Annotated in this window: 17 protein-coding genes; 12 read left to right on the forward strand and 5 right to left on the reverse strand. The window is 60.9% G+C overall.

Annotation, left to right across the window (positions count from 1 at the left end):
* The first annotated feature begins 201 nt into the window (after nt 1-201).
* From ACSQ3L_RS27065 to ACSQ3L_RS27090, 6 genes are all read left to right on the forward strand, one after another.
* Entirely contained in the window at nt 202-1,542 is a 1,341-nt protein-coding gene (locus ACSQ3L_RS27065; RefSeq protein WP_436162685.1) for an adenylate/guanylate cyclase domain-containing protein, read from the forward strand.
* Between the two features lie 154 nt (nt 1,543-1,696).
* Nucleotides 1,697-3,592: an ABC transporter ATP-binding protein gene (locus ACSQ3L_RS27070; protein WP_436162686.1), complete on the forward strand. Its 1,896-nt coding sequence runs from the start codon at nt 1,697-1,699 to the stop codon at nt 3,590-3,592.
* Entirely contained in the window at nt 3,589-5,487 is a 1,899-nt protein-coding gene (locus ACSQ3L_RS27075) for an ABC transporter substrate-binding protein (protein WP_436162687.1), read from the forward strand. The genes ACSQ3L_RS27070 and ACSQ3L_RS27075 overlap by 4 nt, the downstream gene beginning before the upstream one ends.
* 2 nt (nt 5,488-5,489) lie before the next feature.
* On the forward strand, nt 5,490-6,488 hold the full coding sequence (locus tag ACSQ3L_RS27080; RefSeq protein ID WP_378977802.1) for an ABC transporter permease: 999 nt from the start codon (nt 5,490-5,492) through the stop codon (nt 6,486-6,488).
* Nucleotides 6,485-7,666: an ABC transporter permease gene (locus ACSQ3L_RS27085; RefSeq protein ID WP_436162688.1), complete on the forward strand. Its 1,182-nt coding sequence runs from the start codon at nt 6,485-6,487 to the stop codon at nt 7,664-7,666. Before ACSQ3L_RS27080 ends, ACSQ3L_RS27085 begins: the two co-directional genes overlap by 4 nt.
* A gap of 211 nt (nt 7,667-7,877) precedes the next feature.
* Nucleotides 7,878-8,357 (forward strand): class I SAM-dependent methyltransferase, encoded by a 480-nt coding sequence (locus ACSQ3L_RS27090; RefSeq protein ID WP_337139428.1) that lies wholly within the window; start codon nt 7,878-7,880, stop codon nt 8,355-8,357.
* A gap of 36 nt (nt 8,358-8,393) precedes the next feature.
* Here ACSQ3L_RS27090 and ACSQ3L_RS27095 read toward each other — a convergent pair whose 3' ends face one another.
* The gene (locus tag ACSQ3L_RS27095) at nt 8,394-9,809 is read right to left on the reverse strand and encodes an adenylate/guanylate cyclase domain-containing protein (protein WP_436162689.1); all 1,416 of its coding nucleotides are present in this window, start codon (nt 9,807-9,809) and stop codon (nt 8,394-8,396) included.
* A gap of 204 nt (nt 9,810-10,013) precedes the next feature.
* Between ACSQ3L_RS27095 and ACSQ3L_RS27100 the strand changes: the two genes are divergently transcribed.
* The 3 genes from ACSQ3L_RS27100 to ACSQ3L_RS27110 all read left to right on the forward strand — a co-directional run bounded on the left by ACSQ3L_RS27100 (nt 10,014) and on the right by ACSQ3L_RS27110 (nt 12,816).
* Entirely contained in the window at nt 10,014-10,838 is an 825-nt protein-coding gene (locus tag ACSQ3L_RS27100; protein WP_436162690.1) for a hypothetical protein, read from the forward strand.
* A gap of 74 nt (nt 10,839-10,912) precedes the next feature.
* Nucleotides 10,913-11,437, forward strand: coding sequence for a GNAT family N-acetyltransferase (locus ACSQ3L_RS27105; RefSeq protein WP_436162691.1), 525 nt, complete (start codon nt 10,913-10,915; stop codon nt 11,435-11,437).
* On the forward strand, nt 11,437-12,816 hold the full coding sequence (locus ACSQ3L_RS27110) for a hypothetical protein (protein WP_436162692.1): 1,380 nt from the start codon (nt 11,437-11,439) through the stop codon (nt 12,814-12,816). The genes ACSQ3L_RS27105 and ACSQ3L_RS27110 overlap by 1 nt, the downstream gene beginning before the upstream one ends.
* A 22-nt stretch (nt 12,817-12,838) precedes the next feature.
* On the opposite strand, the gene ACSQ3L_RS27115 is transcribed toward ACSQ3L_RS27110, so the two are convergent.
* The 3 genes from ACSQ3L_RS27115 to ACSQ3L_RS27125 all read right to left on the reverse strand — a co-directional run bounded on the left by ACSQ3L_RS27115 (nt 12,839) and on the right by ACSQ3L_RS27125 (nt 18,630).
* Nucleotides 12,839-14,611 (reverse strand): adenylate/guanylate cyclase domain-containing protein, encoded by a 1,773-nt coding sequence (locus ACSQ3L_RS27115; protein WP_436162693.1) that lies wholly within the window; start codon nt 14,609-14,611, stop codon nt 12,839-12,841.
* A 374-nt stretch (nt 14,612-14,985) separates the two neighbouring features.
* Nucleotides 14,986-17,454 carry an adenylate/guanylate cyclase domain-containing protein gene (locus ACSQ3L_RS27120; RefSeq protein ID WP_436163539.1) on the reverse strand — a complete coding sequence of 823 codons (2,469 nt, stop codon included), beginning with the start codon at nt 17,452-17,454 and terminating at the stop codon, nt 14,986-14,988.
* Between the two features lie 81 nt (nt 17,455-17,535).
* On the reverse strand, nt 17,536-18,630 hold the full coding sequence (locus ACSQ3L_RS27125; protein ID WP_436162694.1) for a branched-chain amino acid ABC transporter substrate-binding protein: 1,095 nt from the start codon (nt 18,628-18,630) through the stop codon (nt 17,536-17,538).
* Between the two features lie 261 nt (nt 18,631-18,891).
* Between ACSQ3L_RS27125 and ACSQ3L_RS27130 the strand changes: the two genes are divergently transcribed.
* From ACSQ3L_RS27130 to ACSQ3L_RS27140, 3 genes are all read left to right on the forward strand, one after another.
* A complete protein-coding gene (locus ACSQ3L_RS27130) occupies nt 18,892-20,367 on the forward strand; it encodes an adenylate/guanylate cyclase domain-containing protein (protein WP_436162695.1) in 1,476 nt (491 codons plus the stop codon).
* A 494-nt stretch (nt 20,368-20,861) separates the two neighbouring features.
* Nucleotides 20,862-24,161: an ATP-binding protein gene (locus ACSQ3L_RS27135; RefSeq protein WP_436163540.1), complete on the forward strand. Its 3,300-nt coding sequence runs from the start codon at nt 20,862-20,864 to the stop codon at nt 24,159-24,161.
* Nucleotides 24,162-24,180: 19 nt separating this feature from the next.
* On the forward strand, nt 24,181-24,861 hold the full coding sequence (locus ACSQ3L_RS27140) for a peroxiredoxin-like family protein (protein WP_436162696.1): 681 nt from the start codon (nt 24,181-24,183) through the stop codon (nt 24,859-24,861).
* An 85-nt stretch (nt 24,862-24,946) separates the two neighbouring features.
* On the opposite strand, the gene ACSQ3L_RS27145 is transcribed toward ACSQ3L_RS27140, so the two are convergent.
* Nucleotides 24,947-26,017 (reverse strand): adenylate/guanylate cyclase domain-containing protein, encoded by a 1,071-nt coding sequence (locus tag ACSQ3L_RS27145; RefSeq protein ID WP_436162697.1) that lies wholly within the window; start codon nt 26,015-26,017, stop codon nt 24,947-24,949.

Consider the following 26,017-nt stretch of genomic DNA (forward strand, 5'->3'; position numbering starts at 1 on the left):
TTGCCCGATGCCAGGATCGGGGTTGCACTCCGCCGGCAGTTTCGCCACCTAATGCCACAGGAGTTGGATGCAGTTACGCTTCGTCACTTTTGCCGCCGAATCCGGCCTCGTTGACTTCGGGGAGATCTTTGGGTCGCTGGCGGACTGTGTTATGGCGGATCAAAGGATAATGGCTCCGTCTTCGACGGGTTTCGAGATGGTATGAGCACAGCGCAAGCAGAAATTTCCACCATTCTCATGGATAGGGTTGCCGATTGGCTGACTCAGTCAGCGCTGGCGGGCAACGACCTGGAAACATTGGTAAAGGGCTTTTGTGAACGGCTGGCTGCTGCCGGCCTGCCGCTGAAGCGGGTGCATTTGAGCTTTTCGATGCTTCATCCGCTTTATGACGCGCTTGGCTTCACTTGGCTTCGCGGCCAGGGCATGGAAGTGGAAGGCTTCCGCAAAGAGGACGGCGTTCATTCTGACAGATTCCTGACCAGCCCATACTACCATCTGCTCAGCAACAAGCTCGACCATCTGCGGCGCCGGCTCGACCCTTCGGTCCCGTCGGAATTTCCTGTTTTCGATGAACTCGGGCGTATGGGCGTGACCGATTACATGGCTTTCGTCCATCCCTTCAGCGGCAATACCAGTCAGGGCATGATAGGGTCCTGGTCCACCGACAGTGCTTCAGGTTTCAGCGACAGCATGATTTCGGCGCTGCTGCGTATCCAAAACCATCTGGCTATCGCAGCCAAAATGGCGGTGCTCACCAAGCTGGCCGACAACATGATGACCACTTATCTTGGCGGCGACGCCGGCAGGCGCGTGCTGGACGGCCAGATCAAGCGCGGCGAGGGCGACACAATCCGGGCCGCACTGGTCATGGCCGATATGCGCGGGTCGACAAGGCTTGCCGAAACTTCCGGCCGCGAAATCTACATCGATACGCTGAACCAGTTTTTCGATGCCATTGCTGCACCTTTCAATCGCAAAGGCGGGCAGATCATGAGTTTCATCGGGGATGGCTTCATTGCCGTCTACCCTTGTGAAAGGCACCGCTCGCAGTCCGAGATCGCCTGCCAGTCTGCTCTTGCGGCAGCGCACAAGGCTACTGGGCGCATGATGGATCTCAATCTGCGAAGAAAGGAAAAGGGGTTGTCCGACATAAAATTTGGCATCGGCCTGCATGTCGGCAACGTGATGTTCGGAAATGTCGGGCTTACCGACCGGCTCACATTCTCTGTCTTCGGCTCGGCTGTAAACGAGGTCCAGCGCCTCCAGACCCTGACCAAGAAATATCCGCACAGCGTTCTCGCCAGCAAAGACTTCGCCAGCTATTGCGGCGCCAACACCTGGCTGACACTCGGCAACGAGGAACTGGCGGGGATCAAGCAGAAGCTGACGGTGCTTTCACCCGATCTATCGGGGGCTCTCGCACTCGATGAGGACGGCACGCTGGAGCCGATTTACGACAGAATATCCGACGCCGAGCAGGTTATGCTGCTTCACCGCGATGCCGCGCGGCTGTCGCCCGGCGCCCCGAGGAAGCTCCAGTAACCGCCGCGATCCGATCCGAACGCCTTGGTAAGCGGCCCGGTCGCCGGTTCCGCCGGGACTCGTTCGAATCCAAGTTGCTCTAGGCTGGCAATACGCTAGTCTCGCCTTCTGGTCTGCCGCCCGGCAGGCCGCCAGGAGTGGGGCTGGTGTGAGAATGAATTCGGGCGTTGATCTGCTGCGGATCGAGGATGTTGGCATCTCTTTTGCCATTATCGGGGGGCCGTTGCATGCCGTCAGGCGTGCAAATCTTCGCGTCTTGCCCGGCAAGGTTACCGCGCTTGTGGGCGAGTCCGGTTCCGGAAAATCGGTTCTCAGCCAGGCAGTGATGGGCATTTTGCCGAGGACAGCCCATGTTCGCGGCCGTATCCTGTTTTCCGATCCTGAAAAGCCCGGCACGACGCAGGATATCCTGCAGATGCCGCGTGACGGACCCGAAATCCGGGCGTTGAGAGGCAGCCGCATTGGCAAGATCTTTCAGGAGCCGATGACATCGCTGTCGCCGCTGCATACGATCGGCAACCAGGTCAGCGAATCCCTGCAGATTCATACGCCCATGGCTAGGGCGGAGCGCAAGGCGCGGACCGAGGAAATGCTCAGCCTTGTCGGCTTTCCCAATCCCAAGCGCGCCTATGACATGTATCCGTTTGAACTTTCGGGAGGATTGCGGCAACGCGCCATGATCGCCATGGCTCTTATCTGCCGGCCCGCTTTGTTGATCGCCGATGAGCCGACGACGGCGTTGGACGTCACCATCCAGGCGCAAATCCTGCAATTGCTGCGCGGGCTTCAGACCAAGCTGAACATGGCGATGCTGCTGATCACGCACGACCTCGGCGTTGTCGCCAATGTCGCCGACGAGGTGGTGGTCATGTACCATGGCGAGATCATGGAAGCGGGACCTGTCGAGGCGATATTCCGCCGGCCAGGTCACCCTTACCTGAAAGGTCTGATGGCAGCTGTTCCGCATTTCGACCTGAAGCCAGGCGAAAGGCTAAAGGCGCTCCGCGAAGTGCCGGTGAACGTCGGCACCCTGCTGGGCAAGCAGACGGCGCCGGCATCGAAGGGGCCGGACGACATCCTGTTGTCGGTCAGGGATCTGGCAAAGGTTTTTACCACCCGCAAGTCCGGATGGTTCGGCGGGGATCATCAAGCCTCTGTTCGCGCCGTTGACGGCGTGAGCTTCGATATCAGGCGGGGCGAGTGCCTGGGCCTGGTCGGCGAAAGCGGTTGCGGCAAAACCACCGTCAGCAAGATCCTGATGCGGGCTATCACCCCTACCGGCGGCTCGGTGGTCTTCAACGGCCGCGAAGGACCGATCGACGTCCTGGAAGCCGAGGGAGACGCCCTGCGCATGCTGCGCGCGAAAATCCAGATGGTCTTCCAGGATCCGGTCTCGTCGCTTTCACCTCGCATGACGGTGGAGAATATCTTGAGCGAGCCGCTGGAAATCCATCAACGTGGCAGTGCCGCGTCCCGACTAGCCACCGTCAAGAGCCTGATGCAGGCAATCGGGCTCGATCCGCGCTTCATCAAGCGCTACCCCCACAGTTTCTCCGGCGGACAGCGTCAGCGTATCGGCATCGCGCGCGCGTTGGCCTTGGGGCCAGAACTCCTGATCTGCGACGAGCCGGTTTCGGCGCTCGATGTCTCTGTTCAGGCGCAGATCCTGAATCTTCTAAAGGACCTTCAGAAGGAATTGGGGCTGACCTACCTATTCATATCCCACAATCTGGCGGTGGTGGACTACATGGCGGACCGCATCGCGGTGATGTGCGGCGGGCGTATCGTCGAGCTTGCGCCGCGCGAAATTCTGCTCAGGAAACCGATCCACCCCTACACGCGCTCACTGGTCGCCGCAGTACCTTTCCCCGATCTCGACCGGCCGATGGATTTCAAGACGCTGAAGCTCGGCGGCGCTTCCGACGCCAGCGCATGGGGACCGCAATTCCGCGACGAGGGCGAAGAAGATACGCTGTCGCCGCTCGATCTTGGCGGCGGCCACCTTGTGCTGGCCCGACGTTCGGTCGATGTCAGCGAGTTACGCCATTGATCAGCCGGCGCACCCTCCTCGGCCTCATGGCTTCGACATTTCTGCCGGGCACGGTGCAAGCCGGCGACCTGGAGCCGGATTTTCTTCAGCCGGAGCTGAAGGCCAGGGCTCTGCCGGCACTCGCCGAACGCCTGCCCAAGAGCCCGCGCGCGTTGAACCTCGCTGCGATGGGCCGCCAACCCGGCCAGTATGGCGGCACGCTGCGCACCATCATCGGCAGCCAGAAAGATATCCGGATGATGACGATCTACGGATATGCCCGCCTGGTCGGCTATGACGAAAAGCTTAACTTGCAAGCCGACATTCTCGAAAGTTTCGACGTGGCGGATGATCGCGTCTTCACGTTCAAGATTCGGGAAGGGCATAAATGGTCCGACGGCAGCCTGCTGACGCCCGAGGATTTTCGTTATTGCTGGGAAGATGTCTGGCTGAACGATGAGCTTTCGCAAGGCGGGCTCGCCCCGGCCCTGCTGGCGGACGGCAAGCCGCCACGTTTCGAGATCGTCGATCCATTGACGGTCCGCTATAGTTGGGATGCGCCCAATCCCGACTTCCTGCCCAAGCTTGCTGCTGCTTCGCCGACACCGCTTGTTTTGCCGGCCGCCTATCTCAAGCAGTTCCACAAGAAATACCAGGATCCATTCCGGCTCGCCGGCCTGATGAAGGAGAACCGGGCCGCGAAATGGACGCTCCTGCATATCCGCATGTCGCGGCAGTATCGCCCGGAGAACCCGGATCTGCCGACGCTCGATCCCTGGCAGAACCGGACCAAGCCGCCGGCTGAGCAGTTCATCTTCGAGCGCAACCCGTTCTTTCATCGAACAGACGAGAATGGCCGGCAACTGCCCTATGTCGACCGGATCATCATGAATGTCAGCTCGTCGGCGATCATCTCCGCCAAGACCGGTGCGGGCGAGAGTGACCTGCAATGCATGGGAATTGACTTCAGCGATTACTCCTTCCTGAAGGACGCGGAGAAGCGCTACCCGGTGAAGATGCATCTATGGAAACGCACACAGGGTTCGCGGCTGGCGCTGCTGCCCAATCTGAATTGTTCCGACCCGGTGTGGCGTGGCCTTTTGCGTGACGTGCGCGTGCGCCGCGCCCTTTCGCTCGCCGTGGACAGGCGCGAGATCAATTTGGCCGTGTTCTACGGATTGGCGCAGGAAAGTGCCGATACGGTCTTGCCGGAGAGCCCGCTCTACCGGCCGGAATTCGCGAAAGCCTGGGTTGCCCATGATCCAGACCAGGCCAATGCCCTGCTTGACGAGGTTGGGCTTCAGGCACGTGACGATGACGGCCTGCGGTTACTTCCCGATGGGCGCTCTGCGCAGATCATCGTGGAAACGGCCGGCGAAAGCACGCTGGAAACCGACGCGCTCGAACTCATCACCGATCACTGGCGCAAGATCGGCATCGCCCTGTTCATCCGGACTTCGCAGCGCGACATCTTTCGCAGCCGCGCGCTTGGCGGCCAGATCATGATGTCGATGTGGTCGGGCATCGACAATGGCGTGCCGACCGCCGACATGAACCCGTACCAGCTGGCCCCCACCATCGACGACCAACTGCAATGGCCGCTCTGGGGCGCTCACTATCTGTCCCATGGCAAGATGGGTGAGGCGCCCGATCTTCCTGAAGTGGTCGAGTTGATGGCTTTGCTCAAGCGCTGGAATTCATCGACCGAAGCCACGGAGCGCGCCGAAATCTGGAACTCAATGCTGTCGATCTACACCGATCAGGTGTTTTCGATCGGCACGGTGAACGGAACGCATCAGCCTATTCTGGCATCCTCGCGGCTGCGCAATCTGCCTGACAAGGCACTCTTCGGCTACGACCCGACCGCCTATTTCGGCGTCTACATGCCGGATACATTCTGGCTTGGAGGCTCCTGAGCGTGCTTCGATATCTTGTCTGGCGCATCGCCGTGATGGTTCCAACGCTGCTGGTCATATCGGCGCTGGTGTTCACGATCATCGAACTTCCACCAGGTGACTATTTCGACAGCTATGTCGCCGAGCTTCGGGCCCAGGGCGAAGCAGTGGATTCCGATCGCATCGAGATGATGCGCAAGGAATATGGTTTCGACCAGCCGCCGGTCATTCGCTACTTCTACTGGGTCGGCGGGATGCTACACGGCGATTTCGGCTATTCCTTCGAATATGAGCTGCCGGTTCGCGACGTCGTCGGGGACCGAATGTGGCTGACCGTGCTGGTTTCGTTCGTCACGATCATCTTCACCTGGCTCATTGCCTTTCCGATCGGCATGTACTCCGCCACGCATCAATACAGCTGGGGCGACTACGGCCTGACTTTTTTCGGCCTTCTCGGCCTTGCCATTCCGAATTTCATGCTGGCGCTGATCCTGATGTATTTCGCCAACATCTGGTTCGGCACGTCCATCGGCCATCTCATGGACCAGCAATATCTCGGCGAGCCGATGAGCTGGGCCAAGGCGAAGTCGATCCTCGCCCATCTCTGGATTCCGGTCCTGATCATCGGCACCGGGGGCACGGCAAGCATGATCCGGCGGCTGCGCGCCAATCTGCTCGATGAGCTGCACAAGCAATATGTCGTGACCGCGCGCGCCAAGGGCCTTCATCCGTTCAAAGCGCTGGTCAAATATCCGCTGCGCATGGCGCTCAATTTTTTCATTTCCGACATCGGCTCGATCCTGCCGGCCATCATCTCCGGCGCCGAAATCACGGCGATCGTGCTGTCTTTGGAAACGACCGGGCCGATGCTGATCAAGGCGCTGCAAAGCCAGGATATGTATCTGGCCGGCTCGTTCCTGATGTTCCTCGCCTTCCTGACGGTTATCGGCGTGCTGATTTCCGACCTGGCGCTGGCGCTGCTTGATCCACGAATTCGTTTGCAGGGCGGCAGCACCAAATGAACACGCAATCGCCGCTGCCCGCTCCGGGCGCTCCACTGCAACACTACGTTTCCATCGCGCCCTTTGACCTGCAGTCGGTCGAGGCGATGACGCCCGAACAGTCGAAGGTCTTTCAGGCGTCGCAGTTGCGGCTGATGTGGTGGAAATTCCGAAAACACCGGCTTGCGCTTGTATCCGGCATATTCCTGGCAGTGCTGTATTTCGGGATACTGATCTGCGAGTTCCTGGCGCCCTACAATCTGCACTCGCGCAACATGGACTACATCTATTCGCCGCCGCAGAAGGTGCACCTGTTCCACAATGGCGAGTTCGTCGGGCCGTTCGTCTATGGTCGCCAGATGATGCTGGATATGGATACGCTCAAGCGGAACTACATCGACAAACAGGACGATGTTCAGCGGCTCCGTTTCTTCTGCAAGGGCGACAGTTACCGGTTCTGGGGCCTGATCGAAGGTGACAGGCATTTTGTCTGCCCTTCCGAAAACGGCCAGCTCTTTCTGGCCGGCACCGACAGGCTGGGGCGCGACGTGCTCTCGCGCATGATCTATGGCGCCCGCATTTCACTGACAATCGGCCTCGTCGGCATCAGTTTTAGCTTCCTGCTCGGCATCGTCATCGGCGGACTGGCCGGCTATCACGGCGGTATCTTCGACCTGATCGTTCAACGAATAATCGAAGTTCTGCAATCGATTCCCAGCATTCCGCTGTGGCTGGCCTTGGCGGCGATCATGCCGATAACCTGGAGCCCGATCCTGATCTATTTCGGCATCACCGTTATCCTCGGACTGCTCGACTGGACCGGACTGGCGCGCGCCGTGCGTTCAAAGCTTCTGGCCTTGCGCGAGGAGGATTACGTTCTGGCCGCGCAATTGATGGGCGCCGGGAGCAGCCGCATCATCAGACGGCATCTCATTCCCGGCTTCATGTCGCATCTGATCGCGACGGCGACGCTCTCCATCCCCGGCATGATCCTCGGCGAGACGGCACTGAGCTTCCTTGGGCTCGGTCTGAGGGCGCCGATAACCAGTTGGGGCATCCTGCTCACCGAGGCGCGCAGCGTCAGCGTGATCGCGTTCTATCCATGGCTGCTTTTGCCGATGCTGCCCGTCATTCTCGTCATCATGGCGTTCAACTTCCTCGGCGACGGCTTGCGGGACGCCGCAGACCCCTACAAGTGAGATCACTATTCCGCAGCACGCCGTGCCGCCTGTTCTACCCGGTATGATCCTTGCCAGCCGCCTGTACGGTTGTTGCAGTGTTCATCGTCCGCCTCTATATGTGCCGACACGCAATCGAGCTTAGCACGTCGCCTTCGAGATTCCCCCCGTGAACAGTTTTTGTCGCGGGCATTGCCGATCTCTTGAGCTGGTTCAGGACATACAAAAGCATATGAGTCGCCTCGAGAATTTCATCAGCAGGATGACCGCACAGCGCGACATTCTCGATCATGTCTGCGCCGAGGTGGCGAAGATGGAGGGGCTTGTGCTCGAGCTCGGCCTCGGCAATGGCCGGACGTTCCACCATCTGCGCGAGCGCCTGCCCGGGCGTCGGATCGTGGTGTTCGACCGCGAAGTTGGCGCACACGCCAGCTCAATTCCCGAAGCTGAAAACCTCGTGCTCGGCGAAATACGCGAGACGGCCCGCAAGTTCATTGGCATCGAAGCCGCCCTCGTTCATGCCGACATCGGCACCGGCTATGATGATCGCGATGCAGTGACCGCTACCTGGCTTCCCGATCTGATTGCGAGCCTGCTTCGCGTCGGCGGCTTCGCGGTCAGTGGCACGCCGCTCGATCACCCGCTGCTGCAACGCCTCCCGGCGCCGACTTCTGAGCCCGCCGATCGTTATTTCCTCTGCAAGCGCGTGTGAGCGGCCGAGACGAACCAAGTCTTCAGATCCAAGTCTTCAGGGGATCGTATACACGGCTATCTCCCGCTCAATGCCACGCAGCGAGACTTCATGGGGCACGGGCGTCAGCGCGTTCCTGTGCAATAGATCGGCGGTGAGATTGTCCTCGACCACCGCACGAGTGGCGAAGATCGCCTGTGCGTTGGCAAGGTTCTGGACTCGCGAAGCAATGTTGACCGTCTGGCCGAAATAGTCCTGTCGCTCATTCATGGACACGGCGATGCAAGGGCCGGCATGGACTCCGATCTTGAGCAGCAGATCCTCGCGCCCGCTTTTGTCATTGAGCGCACGCATGGCGTCGCGCATCCTTAGGGCAGCAGCAATCGCACGATCAGGCGTCGCGAATGTCGCCATCACCGCATCACCGATCGTCTTCACCACCGCGCCTGCCTCAGCCGCAACGATCTCCTGCAGAACCTGGAAATGCACGCGCACGAGATCGAAGGCTGAAAGGTCGCCCACCCGCTCGTAAAGCGCTGTCGATCCGCGCAGGTCGGTGAACAGGAAGGTCAGGCTGGTGATCTTCAGGCGCTGGTTGATGTCGAGCGTATCCGTGCGATAGAGATCGCGGAACGTCTGGTTGGTGAGCAGGCGCTTGGCGGTCAGGAAGGGCCGGCGTTTGCCCAGGAGATCATGCAATGCCTGGCCGGCGATGAAGACCGCCGGCAGCACGCGGGTGTCGGTCCTGTTTTCCAGCGAAATGCGCAACGGACCGGGTTGCATTTCCAGTGTCTGGTTCTGGACATGGTCGCGGTCGAAGACCAAAGACAGGCTTCGGCGTTCTTTTGTCGGTTCGCCCTTCGCGTCGATGAACTGCGCTGAATGGGTGACCGGCTCGAAGACTATGATGAACTCGGACGGAAGCTGTATGGTCAGAACCGCCTTTTCCCCGGGCTCAAGCTCGATATCCTCCAGCGAAAACGTCTCTATCTTTTTCGCTAAATCCTCTTCCGGCAGATCGATGCCGGACCCCCAGTAGATCTGGCGAAAATATTCCACCAACGGCAGTTCGTGTGGATTGTGGGCAGCAATCCTGCGCACGCGGGGACTGACGGTGAATGTCACCTCGACCATCTCGTCGAGGGTCGGCGAATAGCCTTCGGAGCACAGCGCGCAGGTGTATTCGTCCTTCTGCAGCGTTTTCAGCGTGGCGTTGGTGTCGAGCACGCCGCCACAGCCGGGGCACAGAACATTCCAGGAAATGTCAAAGATGCCCACCCGCGCTGCGTGGAGAAAGGCGCTTATGGCGCGTTCCTCGTCGAGGCCATGCTTGCTGGCGAAGGCTGGCGCATTGATGCGGCAAAGTTCGCGGTCCTTGCCGTCCGCGATGGTCCGCTTGATCGCGTCGATTGCCTGCGGATCGACATCGGTCGATTGCCGCAGAAGCGAGAATAGATCCTGAGCTTCGTTCATCGTGCAGGCTCCGGAAAATGCCCTTCGAGGCGTGTTGACCGGATCGGTCTTTGGTCCGAGTGCTCCATCTTACTTCGAAACGGACCGTACGGCCATTCGAATGGATAAGCCTGGCGACAAGTTCGATTTCCATTCGGCGGATTTTCACCGGCCGCGAACGGCACTATGATGGTCTATGGGGTACTCATCTTGGGGACTTTCTCCATGCCGACATCCGACAACCCACCATTTCCCGCGGTCCTGCGCCTTTTCTCCGTGGTCGTCATCATCGTCCTGATCGTAGGCGCCGGCCTGTTTTTCGCGCCTGCGCTGGTCAAGCCGGGCTGGCCTTGGGCCGTCACGCCGTTCAATGCCCGCTTCCTCGGCGGCTTCTATACCGCCGAAATGGTCGTGATGGCGGCGCTGCTGTTCTGGAACAGGTGGTCGCCCGGCAGGCTCGTGCTCGTCATGGCCTTCATCTTCACCGCCATCGTGTCGGCGGCCTCGTTCGCCAATCTCGGCTATTTCAACTTTGGGCGCAAAGCGCCCTGGCTCTGGTTTTTGGTCTATCTGGGCTCGGTCGCGGTATCCGGGATGTTCCTGTGGCGGGCCAGGACCCGTCCTTCTGCAAAAGGCGTGACCTTGAACCCTGCATGGCGCGGCTACATGCCGGTGGAATCGGCGATCCTTGGGCTCTATGGCGTCGGCCTGTTGCTGTTTCCCCTGACATTCAGCAGCTTCTGGCCATGGCCGGTCGATGCCTTCCACGCTCAGGTCTACAGCGCCATCTTCCTCGCCGGTGCGGGCGGCATATATCTCGTCTGGAGAAGTGCGCCGCGCGAGGAACTGCTGATGCTCGGCCTGGCGCAGTTTCTGGTTGGCCTGCTTGCGATCTTTGGCCTCGTCATCACCGACGCTGCGGTGCATCGGATCGACTGGACGGCCACCGGGACATTGTGCTGGCTCGCCCTTTTCGGCTGGATCGGCATCAGCGGCGTCTTCAAACTCTACGCCGCCTCCCGGTATTTTAGCTCGCAATCGGCATCATAGTCTGCAGAGACGGCTGGATTTTCAGGTGACGTCCGGTGCATCGTGCCGGGCCGATTGCCTTCGCCGGAAACGCCATGACCAGCACGACCTCGCCATCGTCCGAGAAAATCCAGCCGCAGCTCCGGGCCGTCCGGCCAAGCGATGCAGAAGCGCTTTGCGCCATCTTCAACATGCCGGGCTTCCGCTGGGGCACGCTCAGGATGCCCTTCGAGATGGTGGAGCAGGTGGAGCGGCGCATCGCCAAATCCGGCCAGGAAACCACCTGGATCGTTGCCGAGCTGGACGGCAAGGTCGTCGGCCATGGCAGTCTGGTCGTGCAGGGTTCGCCGCGCCGTTCGCATATCGGCGAGATCAATATCGGCCTCGACGATGCCTTTGTCGGCAAGGGTATCGGCTCCGCCATACTTGGCGCGCTGCTTGACGTGGCCGACAATTGGCGCGCCCTGAAGCGGGTCGAATTGACCGTCTATGCCGACAACGAACCGGCCATCCGTCTCTACAAAAACCACGGCTTCGAGGTCGAAGGCCGGCATGTGAAGGCCGGTTTTACCGACGGGCAGTACCACGACCTCCTGAGCATGGCGCGGCTGCGGTTCTGATGACCGCCGTCTTTGATCCAACGCCCAAGCCCCCGGTGGAAATTCTGGCTGTGCTGTCGCTGCTCTGCCCGGAAGTTGTGTGTGATATCGAGCAGAACTGGAATGCACCGGTTTCCGACTACGCCCGCCATCTGTGGCGGCCGGTGGCTAGGCCTGCATCCGGCCCGGCGATTGCTGCCCGCTCGATCCTGCGCGAGGTCCTGCATCAGCGCCTCGGTGCGATCATGCAGCCTGAGGAGATCGGCAAAGCCCTCGAAGAGTTCGAGCACAGACCGGTGATCCAGTCCGGCCTGCATTGCCTGCTTCTGATGGACCGGATCACCTTCGATGCCCTCCTGTTTGCCTGGCTCGGCGCGGTCGAAAACGGGCTGTCGGCCTTCGTCGGCTTCATGGGAACGACGATGACCATGGAGACAGTTGGCCGGGAGGGACCCGGATGGCTCGATGTCGGCGACGACAAGGTCAACCTGTTTGGCATGGGGCGCCACAAACTGTGCCGCAAAAGCGCCTGCGCGGCCGGTCCCGTCTCCCTCAACAAGCGCGCACTCGGAGCGGTGGGCGATGAAACGGATGCCAGCCGCTGGCTGGGCACCCTGCTTGCCAGCCAGGACAAGATGTTTGGAACCGCCGCCGATGCGCTGACGGCCCTCAACGAGGATCTGGTCGCCGATTGGGATCGTTCCGGCATGGCCCGGCCGGTGTTCATCGATGATCGGTTAGCCGCTTCTGCCGTGGCGCGGCATCTGGACTATGATGGCAGCCTGCTTTCCAGGCTGCTCCTCGAGCCGGCGAGGCGCCAGCGTCTCGAACGTGCCTTGCAAGAGGCCGCATCGAGCCCATTTGGCAGATTCCTGCCCAATGCCACGGCCTATTTCTGGGGCATCCGCGAGGAGCGCGTGCGCAAGCTCGTCCTCGATAACGGGCACCTGGTCGAGCCTGACAGGCCGCATGGTCTTTCCATCCCGTTTGAGCGGCCGCATCTCAGGCAGGCACTGCTGGACGGCGTGCTGCTGCCGGACTTGTTCCTGACGTTCCTCGTCCTTGCCATATTGCCGCGCGTGCGGGTTGTGGGCGGCCTTAGGCAGATTGGTTATGTAGCGCTTTTCCACTCGATCCTACTGGCTGCGCTGGATGAAGACGCGCCGGAAGAGAGCGATCTGGCTGCCGAGCTGCAGGTTCGGGAAAATGCCTGGGGCATGCAGGTCATCGATGAAAAGATCTCGGTCCGCGAGCAGCTTGCCGGCCTGCCGGAAGGGGCGCTCTTCGCGGACCTGCTCCTGCAATACCGTTTGCAGACATTTGCCGAGACGACCGACAACCTGAAACTGGTTCGCGAAAACGCGCGATGGCGCAAGATCGGTCAGGCCTTTAGCACCTGATCCGGCCGCATGGCCTCCTTTGTCATTGCACTATCCCCGCCTTGCGGAGCCCGTCGACCATGAGTTCGAAATCGGCAGGGTTCTTGTAAGGCAAGACTTTGCGACGGTATTCCAGCGAATAGTCAGGATTGACGCGAAGCAGCTCCTGCCATGCCGCGCGGGCATCGGTCAAACGACCTAGATGGCCGTAACTGGCGGCCAGAAGCGCGCGCGAGACGTCGGTGCCAGCGTTGCGAGCCAGCCGTTGCTGCAAGAGGTCAACAGCCTCTTCGTACCGTCCCAGTTGAAACGACGCCAGAGCCTGGAAGTGCAGAAGCACATCCGGAAAGTATGGATTCAATGTCTTTCCTCGGGCGAAACTCGCGAGGGCCTCCTCGGATCTACCCGAATAGTACAGCGCCTCGCCGAGGCAGACGTGCGCTTCGGCGAAGTTCGGATTGAGGGCCAGTGCGCGCTCGACCTCGTCGATGGCCCCATCGTGCCGTCGTGTGTACAGCTTGGCTATCGCCAGCGCCCAGTGCGCCCAGGGATCGCTGTCGTCCAGCGTTACCGCTCGCGTTGCGGCGTCTTCGGCTTGCGCCATCGATTCCGGCGGCGACGAACCCCACCGGTTCAGGTAGTCGAGTCCGTGCGTGAGGGCGAGGAAAGCGTAGGCAGAGGCAAACTTCGGGTCCAACTCGGTGGCACGTTGCAAGAGATCGCGGGCGGCGACGTTGGTGTCCTTCGTCAGCCGGTGCCACAGCTCCCTGCCCCGCAGGAAACAGTCATACGCCTCCGTGTTGCGCGGGTGCTCGGGCGCCAGTCGCTGACGGGCATCCGTAGTCAGGTTGAGGGCCAGCGCACCGACGATCTGCTGCGTCACGTCGTCTTGGACGGCGAATATGTCGGTCAGGTCGCGATCGAACCGCTCCGCCCAAAGATGGCCACCCGAAATTGCATCGATGAGCTGCGCGGTGATGCGCACCCTGTTGCCCGACTTGCGTACGCTGCCCTCAAGGACATGCCGCACGCCGAGCTTCGTGCCCACCTCCTGCACATGGACGTTCTGGCCCTTGAAGGTGAACGACGAATTGCGCGCGATGACGAAGAGCTGCGACAGTTTGGACAGCGCCGTGATGATATCCTCCGAGATGCCATCGGCGAAGTAGTCCTGTTCGGCGTCACCGCTCATGTTGGCGAAGGGCAGGACGGCGATCGACAGCTTCGGCGGAACTGCCGTAGACGGCCGGCTCGTCGCCGTTTCCGAGGTCGCGGCCGCCTTGGCCCCGGCGCTGCCGACTTGCAGCGAATAGACCCGGATCGGCTCGGCGATGTTCTTGAGCTGTGTGCTGCCGAGATCGCTGACCGAGAGGTCGAGCCTCGCCTTGACCTGGCGGTAGGCATCCTCGGACAGGCAGATGGCGCCGGGCGCCGCGACGCCCTCCAAACGCGAGGCGATGTTGACGCCGTCGCCCATCAGGTCGCCGTCGCTTTCTTCGACCACATCTCCCAGATGGATGCCGATCCTGAACTCGATGCGGCGGTCCTGCGGCACGCCGGCATTACGCTCAACCATACCATTCTGAACCTCTATGGCGCAGCGCACGGCATCCACCACACTGCGGAACTCAACCAGCGCCCCATCGCCGGTGCGCTTGATCACCCGGCCGTTGTGCACTGCGATGATCGGATCGATCAGGTCGCTGCGCAGTGCCCGCAACCTCGCCAAAGTACGATCTTCGTCCGCGCTCGCGAGCCGGCTGTATCCGACCACATCTGCAGCTAGGATTGCGGCTAGCTTACGAGTCTCGCTCACGGGTCCGTCTCCTCATCTCCACGATAGCAGGAAGACGGAGGCAAGAGGGAACTTTCGATTCTATTCTGAGCGACTTTGAGTGAAATCGATGCTAACCGCTTTCGGCAGTCAAATGCAGCCGACGTACGCACCTGGGCAATGACTGCTCTATCACGCTTTTGGACGTTCGACACTGTCACGCCGAGCGCCCGCTCTGGGTCAAACTTTGTCGTTTAAGGCGGCGCCCGGAACGGGCAACTCGCGCCATATCCGGACCTTGCCAGTGATGCCGTGAATATTAAGTCTCGGCTCCGAGGCCTTCGCATCGATAGCACCAATGAGCGGCGTCCCACATCCCACTCCTTGCGTCCATGGGGGGCGTTGTGGACCAAGGCCTACCCGGGCTTACGACAAAGCCGATCCAGCGCGTCTCGAAGTGCAGTGGCGGCATCGCCACGCTCGTCAGGGGACATCAGTTCCGGTTCAAGTTCCAGCCTAAAGTGCGGCAGCTCGGTTCGAACGGCACTACGGGCGGCTGCCAGATTGGCCTTCAGATCGATGACGCGGTAGGTGGCGACGGGATAGGCGATCCCCTTGACCTGGACGTGCCCCAGCTCCTCGCAGTCGATTGAGTCCTTCACTTGCGCAAACGTCTCGTAGGAAATGAGGATGGCCCCCGGCGGCGCCTCCTGCTCCAGGCGCGAGGCGAGATTCACGGCGCCGCCGATTATTGTGTAGTCCATTCGGTCCTCGCTGCCGAAGTTACCGACGGTGCAGTAGTCGGTATGGATGCCGATGCGACAGCGCAGCGGTGTTTCGATCCCCATGTCCCGCCAGACTTCGGCAAGCTCGTTAATCCGCTTTTGCATTGCAAGTGCCATCTGCGCGCAAGCCAGCGCGTCCTCCTTGACGCCGCGAGTCTCGGGATCGCCGAAAAACATCAGGATCGCATCGCCGACATATTTGTCGATCGTCGCGCCGTGTTCCGAAGCAATTTTCGACATTTCCGTCAGGTATTGATTGAGGAGTTGGGTGAGATCCTCGGATTCCATTTTGTCAGTGGTCTCGGTAAAGCCCGCGATATCGGAGAAGCATATTGTCAGTTTCTTCCGCTGGCTGGCGATCCTGACCTCCTGGCGGCCGGTGAATATCGAGCGATACACTTGGGGCGCCAGATACTTCGCCAGCTTGCTGGAAAGCGCCTCCAGAACCACGGATTTCTCGGCGAGGTTCTCCTCCCTTTGCTTCAGCTCAGTGATGTCCGAATAGACGGCGACTGTGCCGCCGGCGCTGATGCGCCGCTCGCTGATCATGACCCATCGCCCGTCGCCTCGCCGCTGCATCCAAGGTTCGCCAGGCTTGCGGTGCCGCGAGAGGCGCTCGGCGACCCACTCCTCCACCCGCCCCTCGGCGTCCCTGATGTAGCCGCGCTCAGCGGATCGGCGAATGATTTGCTCGAATGTCGTGCCGGGCGTCAGTTCGGTCTCCAGACCGGTGTAGAGCAATTCGCGGTAGCGGCTGTTGCTGAGGACGAGCCGGTCATCCCCGTCGTACAGAGCGAATCCTTCGGAGATGCTTTCGATGGCATCGATGAGCCGCTGACGAGCTTCCGCAACGTCGCGCAGGTTCTTCTCCTCGACCTCGACAGCAGTATCCCGGAAGAGCCTCAGCGCTTCGGCCATGCGCCCGATTTCGTCGCTGCCCGCGGCTGGCAGCGACGCACGAAGGTTGCCCCCCGCAATCGCGAGCATGCCCTGGCTCACGGCCCCCAGTCGGGCGAGGAGGCTGCGGTCGACATAGAGCCAGACAACCAGAACCGAACTCAGGAGGCTAAGGAAGGCGGAGCCGAGCACAACCGCGGTGCCGTAGCGCTGGACGAGCGCGGCTTCGCGACCGGAAGCAGCGATCTCCTGGTCTGCCGTGGCGACCAGGCGATCGACGCCGGCGGTGAGATTGCGCGACAGTCGATTGTTCTCGGCCAGAAGCCTTTCGCCCTGTGCCAGGACAGCAAACTCGTCCTCCCGCGCCTTGGGGATGCTGTCTTCGCCGTCGGTCAAACCCTTGAATTCGTCGACACGCTGCCGGAAGCGGGTCCGCAGCTTTTCGTCGATCTCCGTAGAAGCCTTCTCAAGAGCAGTGAGCGAACGGCGTAACGGAAAAAGGATCAACGCCAGATCGCCCGGCGTCGGCGCGTTCGCGACCTTCACCAGCGCGTCGTTGACCGCCGAGATCTCCAGCTGCGCCTTCTGCTGGGGGATGTAGGCCGCAATCGCCTGAACCAGGTCGGCCATCGCCGCTGCGCGTCGATCGGGCGACAGCGACGTGTCGGCCGCGACCGCCCGCCATTGCGGGAGCCTGGAATCCATCACTAGGATGCCGGTGGCGACAAGGCGCTGGCTTCCGGTCGTTGTCGCGGCGAGGCGGTTCAGGAGCTCCTCCTTGCGGGCGACCACGTCGAGCCGGGCGACAACAAGAGAGTCGAGCTCCTTCAGGTTGCGCCTCAGAACAATCGCGGCTTCCTCGATCTCGGCCAAAGGCACTGTGTCCAACGTGGCATCCCGGAGGTCCGTGCGCAGGGCCTCGAGGCGGGACATCTCGAGCGCGACGGCAGCCGAGACCTCGCTGTGCTGAGCCCTGCTTGTCGCTGCCAGCACCGATGGCGCGGCAGCAGCGACCCGTTCGGCCTGGCGCGACAGCTGGAGGGAGGCGAGCGCCGACGGCACTCGATCCGTGGTAATTCGGTCGACGACGTCGCCAACCTGGAGGAAGGCATAAAGCGCCGCAGCGGTTGCCAGCACCGCAAGGGCGCTGATCCCGAAAAAGGCGAGCAACAGCCGGCCGCGTATGCCGAGGCGTTCAAGCATCTCGGCGAGTCGGAACAGTCGGGCCACACTGGTCTGCATCAGACTAGACGTCTCAGCCGGCACGCCGGCGATCAACGAACCCTATTCAACCGGCACGTACTCTCCACCGCGCCAGACGTACCAAACCCAGCTCTGCTTTGTGAGGTCGCCCTTGTCGTCGAAATCGACCCGACCGATGACGGTGTCGAATTCCTGTTCATGCAGTGCCGCAATGACGGCCTTCGGCTCCAGCGAACCTGCCTTCGAGACTGCCTGGACCCAGACCTGGACCGCGCAGTAGCTCAACAGCGTGTAGCCCGCGGGTTCGAAGTTCTCCGCACGGAACTGCTCAACGACCGCGGCCGCTTCGGGGTTTCGCCTCGGGTCCGCCGGGAACGTGAAGAGGGTCCCCTCCGCCGCGGGGCCGGCGATCAGGGCAAATTCCTCGGTCGCCAAAGCATCTCCGGATATGAGCTGAACCGTGTAGCCACTGTCGTGTGCAGCGCGAGCAATCAGCGCAACCTCGGCATGATACCCACCCACGTATAAGGCGGAGACGCCTGCGGTCTGTAACGCAGCGACCTCGGCCGAATAGTCTTCCTTCCCGGGAAGGTATGCGTCGTAAACGGCCTCAGTCACGCCCCGCTTGTTCAGCTGCTTCCTGGTCTCGTCGGCGAGACCCTTCCCATAGGTCGAGTTGTCGTGGAGGATCGCAATCTTCTTGTTGCCCCAGCGATCGGCAAGGTAGTTGCCGGCGATGAAACCTTGCGCGTCGTCGCGGCCAATGGTGCGAAAGACATTGGCACGGCCCTGTTCGGTCAGCTGCGGATTGGTCGAACCTGGGGATATCTCAACGACGCCCGCCTCCTCGTACACTTTTGATGCGGGGATCGAGGCCCCGGAGCAATAATGCCCGACGACGAGCACGACCCCGTCAGCCACCAGCTTCTTGGCGGCCGCCACTGCTTGCTCGGGATCGCAGAAGTCGTCGACCGAGATGAGCCTCACCTTCTGGCCGAGTACGCCGCCCGCCGTGTTGACGTCGGCCACTGCCATCTCCGCGCCGCGCTGTCCCTGCTCGCCGATCCAGGCGAGCCGTCCCGTCATCGCAGCCGAGACGCCGATCAGCACCTCCGCCCGTGCGGAACTGAACACGGCCGCGAGAACTAAGATCGCTATGGCAATGATGCGGTGCATGTGTGCACCCCCTTAACTGTAGCTTACGCCAATCCCGTCAGAGCCGACAGCCCCTTCGGCAAGCGCGACTATCTCGGCTGCTATTGCAGCACACACCCAATTTGGCGAAGCAATCATACACTGGAATGGCGTGTTACAACTTCGTTCGCTGAGATCGGAATCGCGCGTCAAATCCGGACGTTATCACTGACCGGAGTGAGCGTCGTGAGTGGGTCAAACTCATCGTACGCCTTCCGCGAACGACCGTCCGCAAAGGGTCGAATGTTCTCATTCGCATCTTGGATGATTCGATTGCCTGAGCCGATTGGTGCTATACTGGCGAGCCGGCCAACGCCGCAACCTCTGTTCAAGAATATGACCAAAGTAACCGCTCTACCTGACCAGATCGATTTTAACGTGGCCGCCGATGAGACCTTGCTCGAGGCGGCTCTCAGATCGGGCGTGCCGTTCGCCCATGCCTGCGGCGGCCGGGCGAAATGCTCGACATGCCGCGTCTGGATACTCGATGGCCTGGAGGCCTGCCCGGACCGGAATTCCGATGAGACTTCGATGGCGGTCAGGTTGAGATTGGCGGATGAAGTTAGGCTGGCCTGTCAGCTCAGGCCGGAAGGCGAGCTTCGGGTCCGACGCCTGGTGCTGGACGAAACCGATATGATGATCACCAGCCAACTTGGCGGCGCTGCCGCGACGCGTTGCGGCGAAGCAAAGCATGTTGCGGTCTTCTTCAGTGACATTGTCGATTTCACGGCGCTGTCTGAGCGGCTTTCGCCCTACGACGTGATGTATCTGCTCAATCGCTACTTCGCCCAGGTCGGCGACATCATCGAGCAGAATGGCGGTTTCATCGACAAACTGATCGGCGATGGGCTCATGGCAATATTCGGTATCGACGACCAGCCCGACGCCCCGCTCCGCGCCGTGAACGCCGCGCTTCAGACCCTCGCCACAGTCGATCGTCTGAAGCCGTTCTTTGCCTCGATGTATGGCATCGATTTCGATATTCGTATCGGCCTCAACTATGGCGAAGCCGTCATCGGCACATTGGGTTTTGCTGGACACGAACGTCTCACGGCCATCGGCGACGTTGTAAATCTGGCCAGCCGGATCGAGGCCGCTAATAAAGATGTCGGTACGCGCTTGCTGATATCCGAGGCCCTCCGCGACCAGATCGCCGACAAGGCGGAAATCGGCGACTTCGTCAGGGTACGCCTTCGCGGTACGGGCGAGCGCACAAGCCTGTTCGAAATCGTCAGGCTGAAGCCCGAAATTGACGCCGAGCTGAATGCCAGACGGCCTCGCGAAACCATCCGTCAGGGCGGCAGGAGGTGGATTCGCGCTTTTGCCGAAGACGAGCTTCAGCCCTACGAACGTCGGATACTCGATTTTGAAGATTACGACATCGTCGTCGTTCGCGGATCCGACAGCTATTGCGCCTTCAACAATGCCTGCCCGCATCTTCATCTGCCGCTCTACGAACGCAAAAGTTCCGCTCAGGCCGAAAAGCTGAAGCTCCCGCACACGCAGAGCACGATCACCGCAGATCTTGGGCTGGTCTGCCGCTGGCATCAGAGTTGTTTCGACCTGCTTACCGGCGAAATCAGGGGGTGGGCGCAGCTACAGCAGGATGGTACTGCGCCGGGCTATGAATTCGCGGGTGACATTTCGAAAAACCGCGCAAAGCTGATCGTATATCCCTGCCGAAAGCAGGACGGCTTTGTGTGGATCGGGCTTGATTGAAAACGACGGTCCGATATTTCAGTTTTCCGTCGCGATCTCATATTATCGGACCTTCGTAATTGTGAGACTGAACGGCAGCATCGGTCAAACTTCACCGTACGCCTTCTGCGACGAGCGTCCGCAACGGGGTTGAATGGTGGCGTTCGTCGGGTCGATGGGAACGAGCAAGTAGCGCCAACTGCCAACGCTCAGCGCCAGACAATGAGCGTCTTGTTTTGGGCGAAGCAGTAAGTCCGCTTGTGGTCAGGGAAGAACGATAGCGGATGGCTTGCTGATATCCTCGAACAGGGCTGCCAACGCTGCTTCGACGCAAACGACGGCCACGCAGCCGCCCGAATCGGCAGCGCGCTGCCGCAGGACCCACACCGATCGCCCGATGCCCATCTGCGATGCCACTTGCTGGTCGACGGCTATCGGTTCATCCTTGTGAATACCCCGGCCGTGAAATGCGTAGCGAGATCACGCCGTCACGGCCCCTGGTGAGGTCTGGTTCGATGGACTGCTCAGGCTGCGGTTTCGAGGTTGAGGGCGGTTATGCTTTCTGTCCGAGGTGTGGCAGGCGCCAGCCCGTGCCATGCGCCAGTTGCGGCTACCTCTGCGCACCTGATTTCGAGTTCTGTCCGAAATGTGGGGCAAGCGTCGGTACGCCCGCAAAAGCCGTCGAACGGCCTGCTCCGACACCAAGCCGGACCATTGTGCCGCCTTCTCGAACTCCGTCGCTGCTTGCGAACATCGAAAGCGAAGATGGGCTGCATCCCGTTTCTGACGCCGACCGACGGACGGTAACGGTCTTGTTCGCCGACCTTTGCGGCTTCACGACGCTGAGCGAGCAGCTCGACCCCGAGGTCATGCAAGCGTTGCAGAACGAACTGTTCAAGGAATTGACGGCGGCCGTGCGAAACTTTGGTGGTTTCGTCGACAAATTCATCGGCGATGCACTGCTCGCTTTGTTTGGTGCGCCGGTCGCGCATGAGGACGATCCGGAACGTGCGCTTCGCGCCGCCCTCGACATGATCGCCCGGACGGCGCGGCTCGGCGAACGCGCCCCCCACTTCGGCTCGCCTCTGTTACTCCACATAGGCATAAATACGGGTCCGGTCGTCACTGGCGGATTGGGCATCGGCACCGCCAAATCCTATTCGGTGACCGGCGACACAGTGAATACGGCGCAACGCCTGCAATCGCTGGCCGCACCGGGTGAGGTTCTGGTAGGCGAGCTCACTCACAGGCTGACCCGGCATGCCTTCTCTTACGAGTCGCTGGGTGATGTCGTGCTTCGCGGCAAGGCTGGCGGTGTGCTCGTCCATCGACTGGATGCACCGCTTACGGCGCCGCGTGCAGCGCGTGGGCTCGAGGCGCTCGGCCTCAGCGCGCCGATGATAGGTCGTGCTGCGGAGCTCAATAGAATGCTGGCGAGCCTTGACCAAGCGTGCGGCGGCTCGGCCCAACTTGTCCGCCTCGTCGGAGAAGCCGGTATCGGGAAGTCGCGGCTGGTCAAGGAGTTCGTCGCCCGTGTCGACGACGAGGATCGTTTTCGAAACGTCGCCGTGCGACAGGCCACCTGCTCACCGCTGGGCGAGCAATCATTTGGCGCCTTGGGTGCAGTGGTGCGCAGCGCTGCGGGGATGATGCAAAACGACAATGGGGACGAAATGCGGGGGAAGCTCGCAGGTTTGCTTGCCGATCTCGGCCTGGAGGGCGAGGAGGCGAAGCGGCTGATGCCGTTGCTCTACCATGTGCTTGGTCTAGGCGACCCCGATGCCACCTTGCAGCATGTCGAGCCCGAGCAGCTGCGGCGGCAAATTCTCTACGCAGTCCGCACAATCATCGAACGGCGGCTTGCGTTGTCGCCGCTGTTGATTGTCGTCGAAGACCTGCACTGGGCCGACGCCGTGTCTCTCGAGGCACTACGTTTCGTGATGGACAGGTTGGAACGCACGCGGTTGATGTTGCTGGTCACGCATCGTCCGGCGCCGGACAACGACCAGCTTGACTCAAGTCGGGTCAGTCACACAGCGCTCAGGCTTTCGCCGCTCAACAGTGATGACGGACGCAGCCTGCTGGCGGCGCTTTTCGGCGAGAGCTGGGTAAATTCCGCAGGAGGGCTTCTCGACCAGATCCTGGAGCGCGCGGGCGGCAACCCCCTTTTTGTAGAGGAGATCGTTCGCGGCCTTATCGATCGCGGTGTGCTGATACGCGAGGGCCAGCGATGGCGGACCGTGGCAGGCGAAGTCGCAACCGGCATTCCCGCCACTATCCAGGCAATGTTGCTTGCGCGCGTCGACCGGCTGCCACAAGATGTGCGCCGGTTGGCCCAGGAAGCTGCGGTAATCGGCCCGCGCTTCGATGCCACGCTTCTGAAAACCGTGACGACCGACCCCGGCCGCGTAGAGGCCGGCTGCGAACTTCTTTGCGATGCGGAAATCATCGAGGAAGTTGCCGGATCTGGTTCGGTCTCGTCGCAAAGCTACCGCTTTACGCAAACATTGCTGCAGGACGTGATCTACCAGAATCTGCTCCTGCAACGCCGGACCGAAATCCACGGGCGGATTGGCGCTGCCTTGGAGCAACTGTGCGGCGACAAGCCGGAACGGCTCGAGGATTTGACCGTGCTCGGTCATCATTTCGCACAGAGCGCCGAGCGGGAGAAGGGCGCGCATTATCTGCAGGCGGCAGGCGATCGCGCTCGCATGATATACGCCAACGACGACGCCCTTCGTTTCTACGAGCGAGCACTGACTGCGTTGGGCGCGACCGGGCAAACACCACTCAAACTGGCAATTGCAGAGCGCATTGCCGATTTGAGCGGCGCTGCAGGCCGCCGCGAGATCGCGCACCACCACTACGAGACGGTGTTGCAGGCACACCGCGAGTCGGCCAATCGCGTTGCGTCGGCGCGAGTTTTGCGTAAGATCGGTCGGCTGCTCTGGGACGTCGGCAAGCGGGACAAGGCAGAATTCCGCTATGCTGAAGCGGCAGCGCTCCTCGATGGAGCGGATGCCCCGATCGAGCAGGCGCATCTCTGGCAAGAACGTGGCCGACAGGCGTTCCGGAGCGGAGATCACGCTCTTGCGGCAAAATGGGCAGACGCGGCGCTGGATTGCGTACGCACTCTGACAACGGAGCATGTCTCCGAGGTAGGGCGTGATGCCACTCTTGTGACCGCCGAGGCACTCAATACCAAGGCTGTCGCCCTGGCTCGCCTTGGGCGAAACCGCGAAGCCGTGCGCCAGGTTGAGCAAAGCATTGAATTGGCCGAAGCCGCCGGTCTGCTGGGCGCGGCCTGCCGCGGCTACACCAATCTCGGCGTGCTTTACACGACCATCGATCCGGCACAGGCGATGGAGGTCTGTCGGCGCGGTCTTGAAGTGGCGCGCCATATTGGTGATTTGGGTTTCCAGGCGCGCCTCCTGGCCAATCTGGCGGTCGCTTGTTGTACTTTCACGGATCGCTGTCCAACGGAGGGCGTGCCCGCTGCCGAGAAGGCCATCGAGATCGACCGGGCACTCGACCAGCGCGAGCACCTGCCGGTGCCGTTGATTGTGCTTGGGCAGATCCACCAGTGCAACGGCCGTCCGGACCTGGCCGTTGGCTTGTTCCACGAAGCACTGGACGTAGCCCGCGAAACAGCCGAACCCCAACTGCTTTTTCCGTGCTATGATGGTCTTGCAACGCTTAATCTCGACCTCGACAATCTGGCCGAGGCCGAACGCTACTTTTCCTTGGCGCAGGGTATATGCGCCCAGCACGGGCTCGACCCGGAAGCGCTTGTGGTGCTGCCTTTTCTCGACTAGCCGGGGTTGGAGGTTGGAAATGTCCGCGCCTAGTGACCTGGTACCCCTTCGACCGGGCGACCGTGCGCCGAACGTGATACTCGACGCCATTACCCAGGAAGGCAAGATCGCACTTGACGACTTTCGCGGACAAAAACCGGTGCTGGTCGGCCTGTTTCGAGGTTTGCATTGTGCGTTTTGCCGGCGCCATATCGCCGCCCAGGCGCGGCTTGATCCGGAGCTGCGCGAAAGGGGCGTGGAGAGCCTGACGGTGGTCAACACGCCGATCGAACGGGCGCGTCTCTATTTCCGCTACCACCCGATGCCGAATTTGCTTGCGGCCTCCGACCCTGAACGCGCTTCACATCGTGCTTTTGGATTGCCCAATCTTGAATTCACCCAAAACGAGACGAACTGGCCGTACAAGGTCTCGATGGCAGCGGTAAAGGATATGCTGGTCGACATACCAGGCGAGTTGCCCGGTCCTATGGATCCTATTGCGGCCGGCGAAATCCTCGACATGAAGGACCATTACGAAATGACCGAAGCCGACGAGCAGATGATGGCAACGGGACACGGACAACTGGTCGGTCAGTTCCTGCTGGACCGGCAGGGGATCGTCCGCTGGAGCTTCACGGAGGTTCCAGAGGGTGGGCGATACATGTTTGGGGTGCCAAACCCGCAGGAGCTGATGTCAGCCGTGTCCCAAGTCGCCCAATGAGGGTCACCGTTGGGTCAAACCTTCGCGTTGATGGTTTGCGGCTTGAGATGCAATGGGCTCAGGGTCGGCACTGCCATGCGGCAAATCAGGCCGGGAGCCGCCACATTAGCACACGACCTGCACCCCGCAATTCCGTTTCCTCGAGTGGGTCGCAAGCAAATTTTGGTCCGAGCAGTTGGCGCGTTGCATCGGAAATACGGATTTCATCGGGCTCCGCGGACGTTTGAATACGTGAGGCGAGATTGACGGTCTCGCCCCACAGGTCATAGGCGAACCGCCTTTTGCCTATGACGCCAGCGACGATCGGTCCCGAGTGAATTCCAATTCTCAGTCTTATCGGTTCTCCCGCGAAGCGTTCGCGCTTGACCGCCTTGCGCAGTTCAACTGCATAGTGCGCGAGGGCTCGTGCATGATCGGATCGCGCGGTGGGCAGGCCAGAGACCACCATCACACAATCGCCGATTGTCTTGATCTTTTCGCAGCCGTGTCGTTCCGAGAGCCGATCCGCCGCCTTGAAGAAGTAATTCAAGATTGCGAGCGTCGTCACGGCTCCGACGCTGCGCGCTCTTTCCGTAAAACCGACGATGTCGGCAAAAAGCACACTCACCTCTGCGTGGTTGTCAGCAATTTTTTTGTGCGCTTTCAACCGCTCCGCGATCGACGCCGGAAGAATGTTGAGGAGCAGGGATTCGGCGCGCTGATATTCACGCGACAATCCCTCCTGGCTCTTCCTCAACGCCTCGTTCGTCGATTGTAATTTCTCGTTGAGTTGACGCTCCCTCTCCTGCAGGAGCGTCATTTCATAAGCCTTCTGCTGAAGCCGCTGCTTGTTGTCGCGTTCGGCGGTGGCGTCAAGAAAGAGCAGCCACACGCAGTCGTCATCAGCAAAAAGATGAAGGTCCGCGACACGCCCGCTGGGCAGTTCGACCATGGCCATATGATATGGAAGCTCCGGGCAAGGCAGCAAACCTTCCATGAATTCAAGCTGATCGGCAACAGGCTTACCGATGCGAAGGGATGAGAGCCCGTAATGTTCAACGTTACCGCCCTTCGCCGCTATGCAAAGCTGGGCGTCAATTTTCACATATGCGATAGAGTGCTCGTTGTAGAAGAAATCATAAATCCAGTTTCCGACTTCTCTTGGCAATCTATGCAT

This window comes from Mesorhizobium sp. LjRoot246 (assembly GCF_964254115.1).
Lineage (GTDB): Bacteria > Pseudomonadota > Alphaproteobacteria > Rhizobiales > Rhizobiaceae > Mesorhizobium.

Excerpts from the sequence above, each read along its gene's own strand:
- ACSQ3L_RS27065 (WP_436162685.1), top strand. The coding sequence starts at position 202 with ATGAGCACAGCGCAAGCAGAAATTTCCACCATTCTCATGGATAGGGTT.
- ACSQ3L_RS27070 (WP_436162686.1), top strand. The coding sequence starts at position 1,697 with ATGAATTCGGGCGTTGATCTGCTGCGGATCGAGGATGTTGGCATCTCT.
- ACSQ3L_RS27085 (WP_436162688.1), top strand. The coding sequence starts at position 6,485 with ATGAACACGCAATCGCCGCTGCCCGCTCCGGGCGCTCCACTGCAACAC.
- ACSQ3L_RS27090 (WP_337139428.1), top strand. The coding sequence starts at position 7,878 with ATGAGTCGCCTCGAGAATTTCATCAGCAGGATGACCGCACAGCGCGAC.
- ACSQ3L_RS27095 (WP_436162689.1), bottom strand. The coding sequence starts at position 9,809 with ATGAACGAAGCTCAGGATCTATTCTCGCTTCTGCGGCAATCGACCGAT.
- ACSQ3L_RS27100 (WP_436162690.1), top strand. The coding sequence starts at position 10,014 with ATGCCGACATCCGACAACCCACCATTTCCCGCGGTCCTGCGCCTTTTC.
- ACSQ3L_RS27105 (WP_436162691.1), top strand. The coding sequence starts at position 10,913 with ATGACCAGCACGACCTCGCCATCGTCCGAGAAAATCCAGCCGCAGCTC.
- ACSQ3L_RS27110 (WP_436162692.1), top strand. The coding sequence starts at position 11,437 with ATGACCGCCGTCTTTGATCCAACGCCCAAGCCCCCGGTGGAAATTCTG.
- ACSQ3L_RS27120 (WP_436163539.1), bottom strand. The coding sequence starts at position 17,454 with ATGCTTGAACGCCTCGGCATACGCGGCCGGCTGTTGCTCGCCTTTTTC.
- ACSQ3L_RS27125 (WP_436162694.1), bottom strand. The coding sequence starts at position 18,630 with ATGCACCGCATCATTGCCATAGCGATCTTAGTTCTCGCGGCCGTGTTC.
- ACSQ3L_RS27130 (WP_436162695.1), top strand. The coding sequence starts at position 18,892 with ATGTTCTCATTCGCATCTTGGATGATTCGATTGCCTGAGCCGATTGGT.
- ACSQ3L_RS27135 (WP_436163540.1), top strand. The coding sequence starts at position 20,862 with ATGGACTGCTCAGGCTGCGGTTTCGAGGTTGAGGGCGGTTATGCTTTC.
- ACSQ3L_RS27140 (WP_436162696.1), top strand. The coding sequence starts at position 24,181 with ATGTCCGCGCCTAGTGACCTGGTACCCCTTCGACCGGGCGACCGTGCG.
- ACSQ3L_RS27145 (WP_436162697.1), bottom strand. The coding sequence starts at position 26,017 with ATGCATAGATTGCCAAGAGAAGTCGGAAACTGGATTTATGATTTCTTC.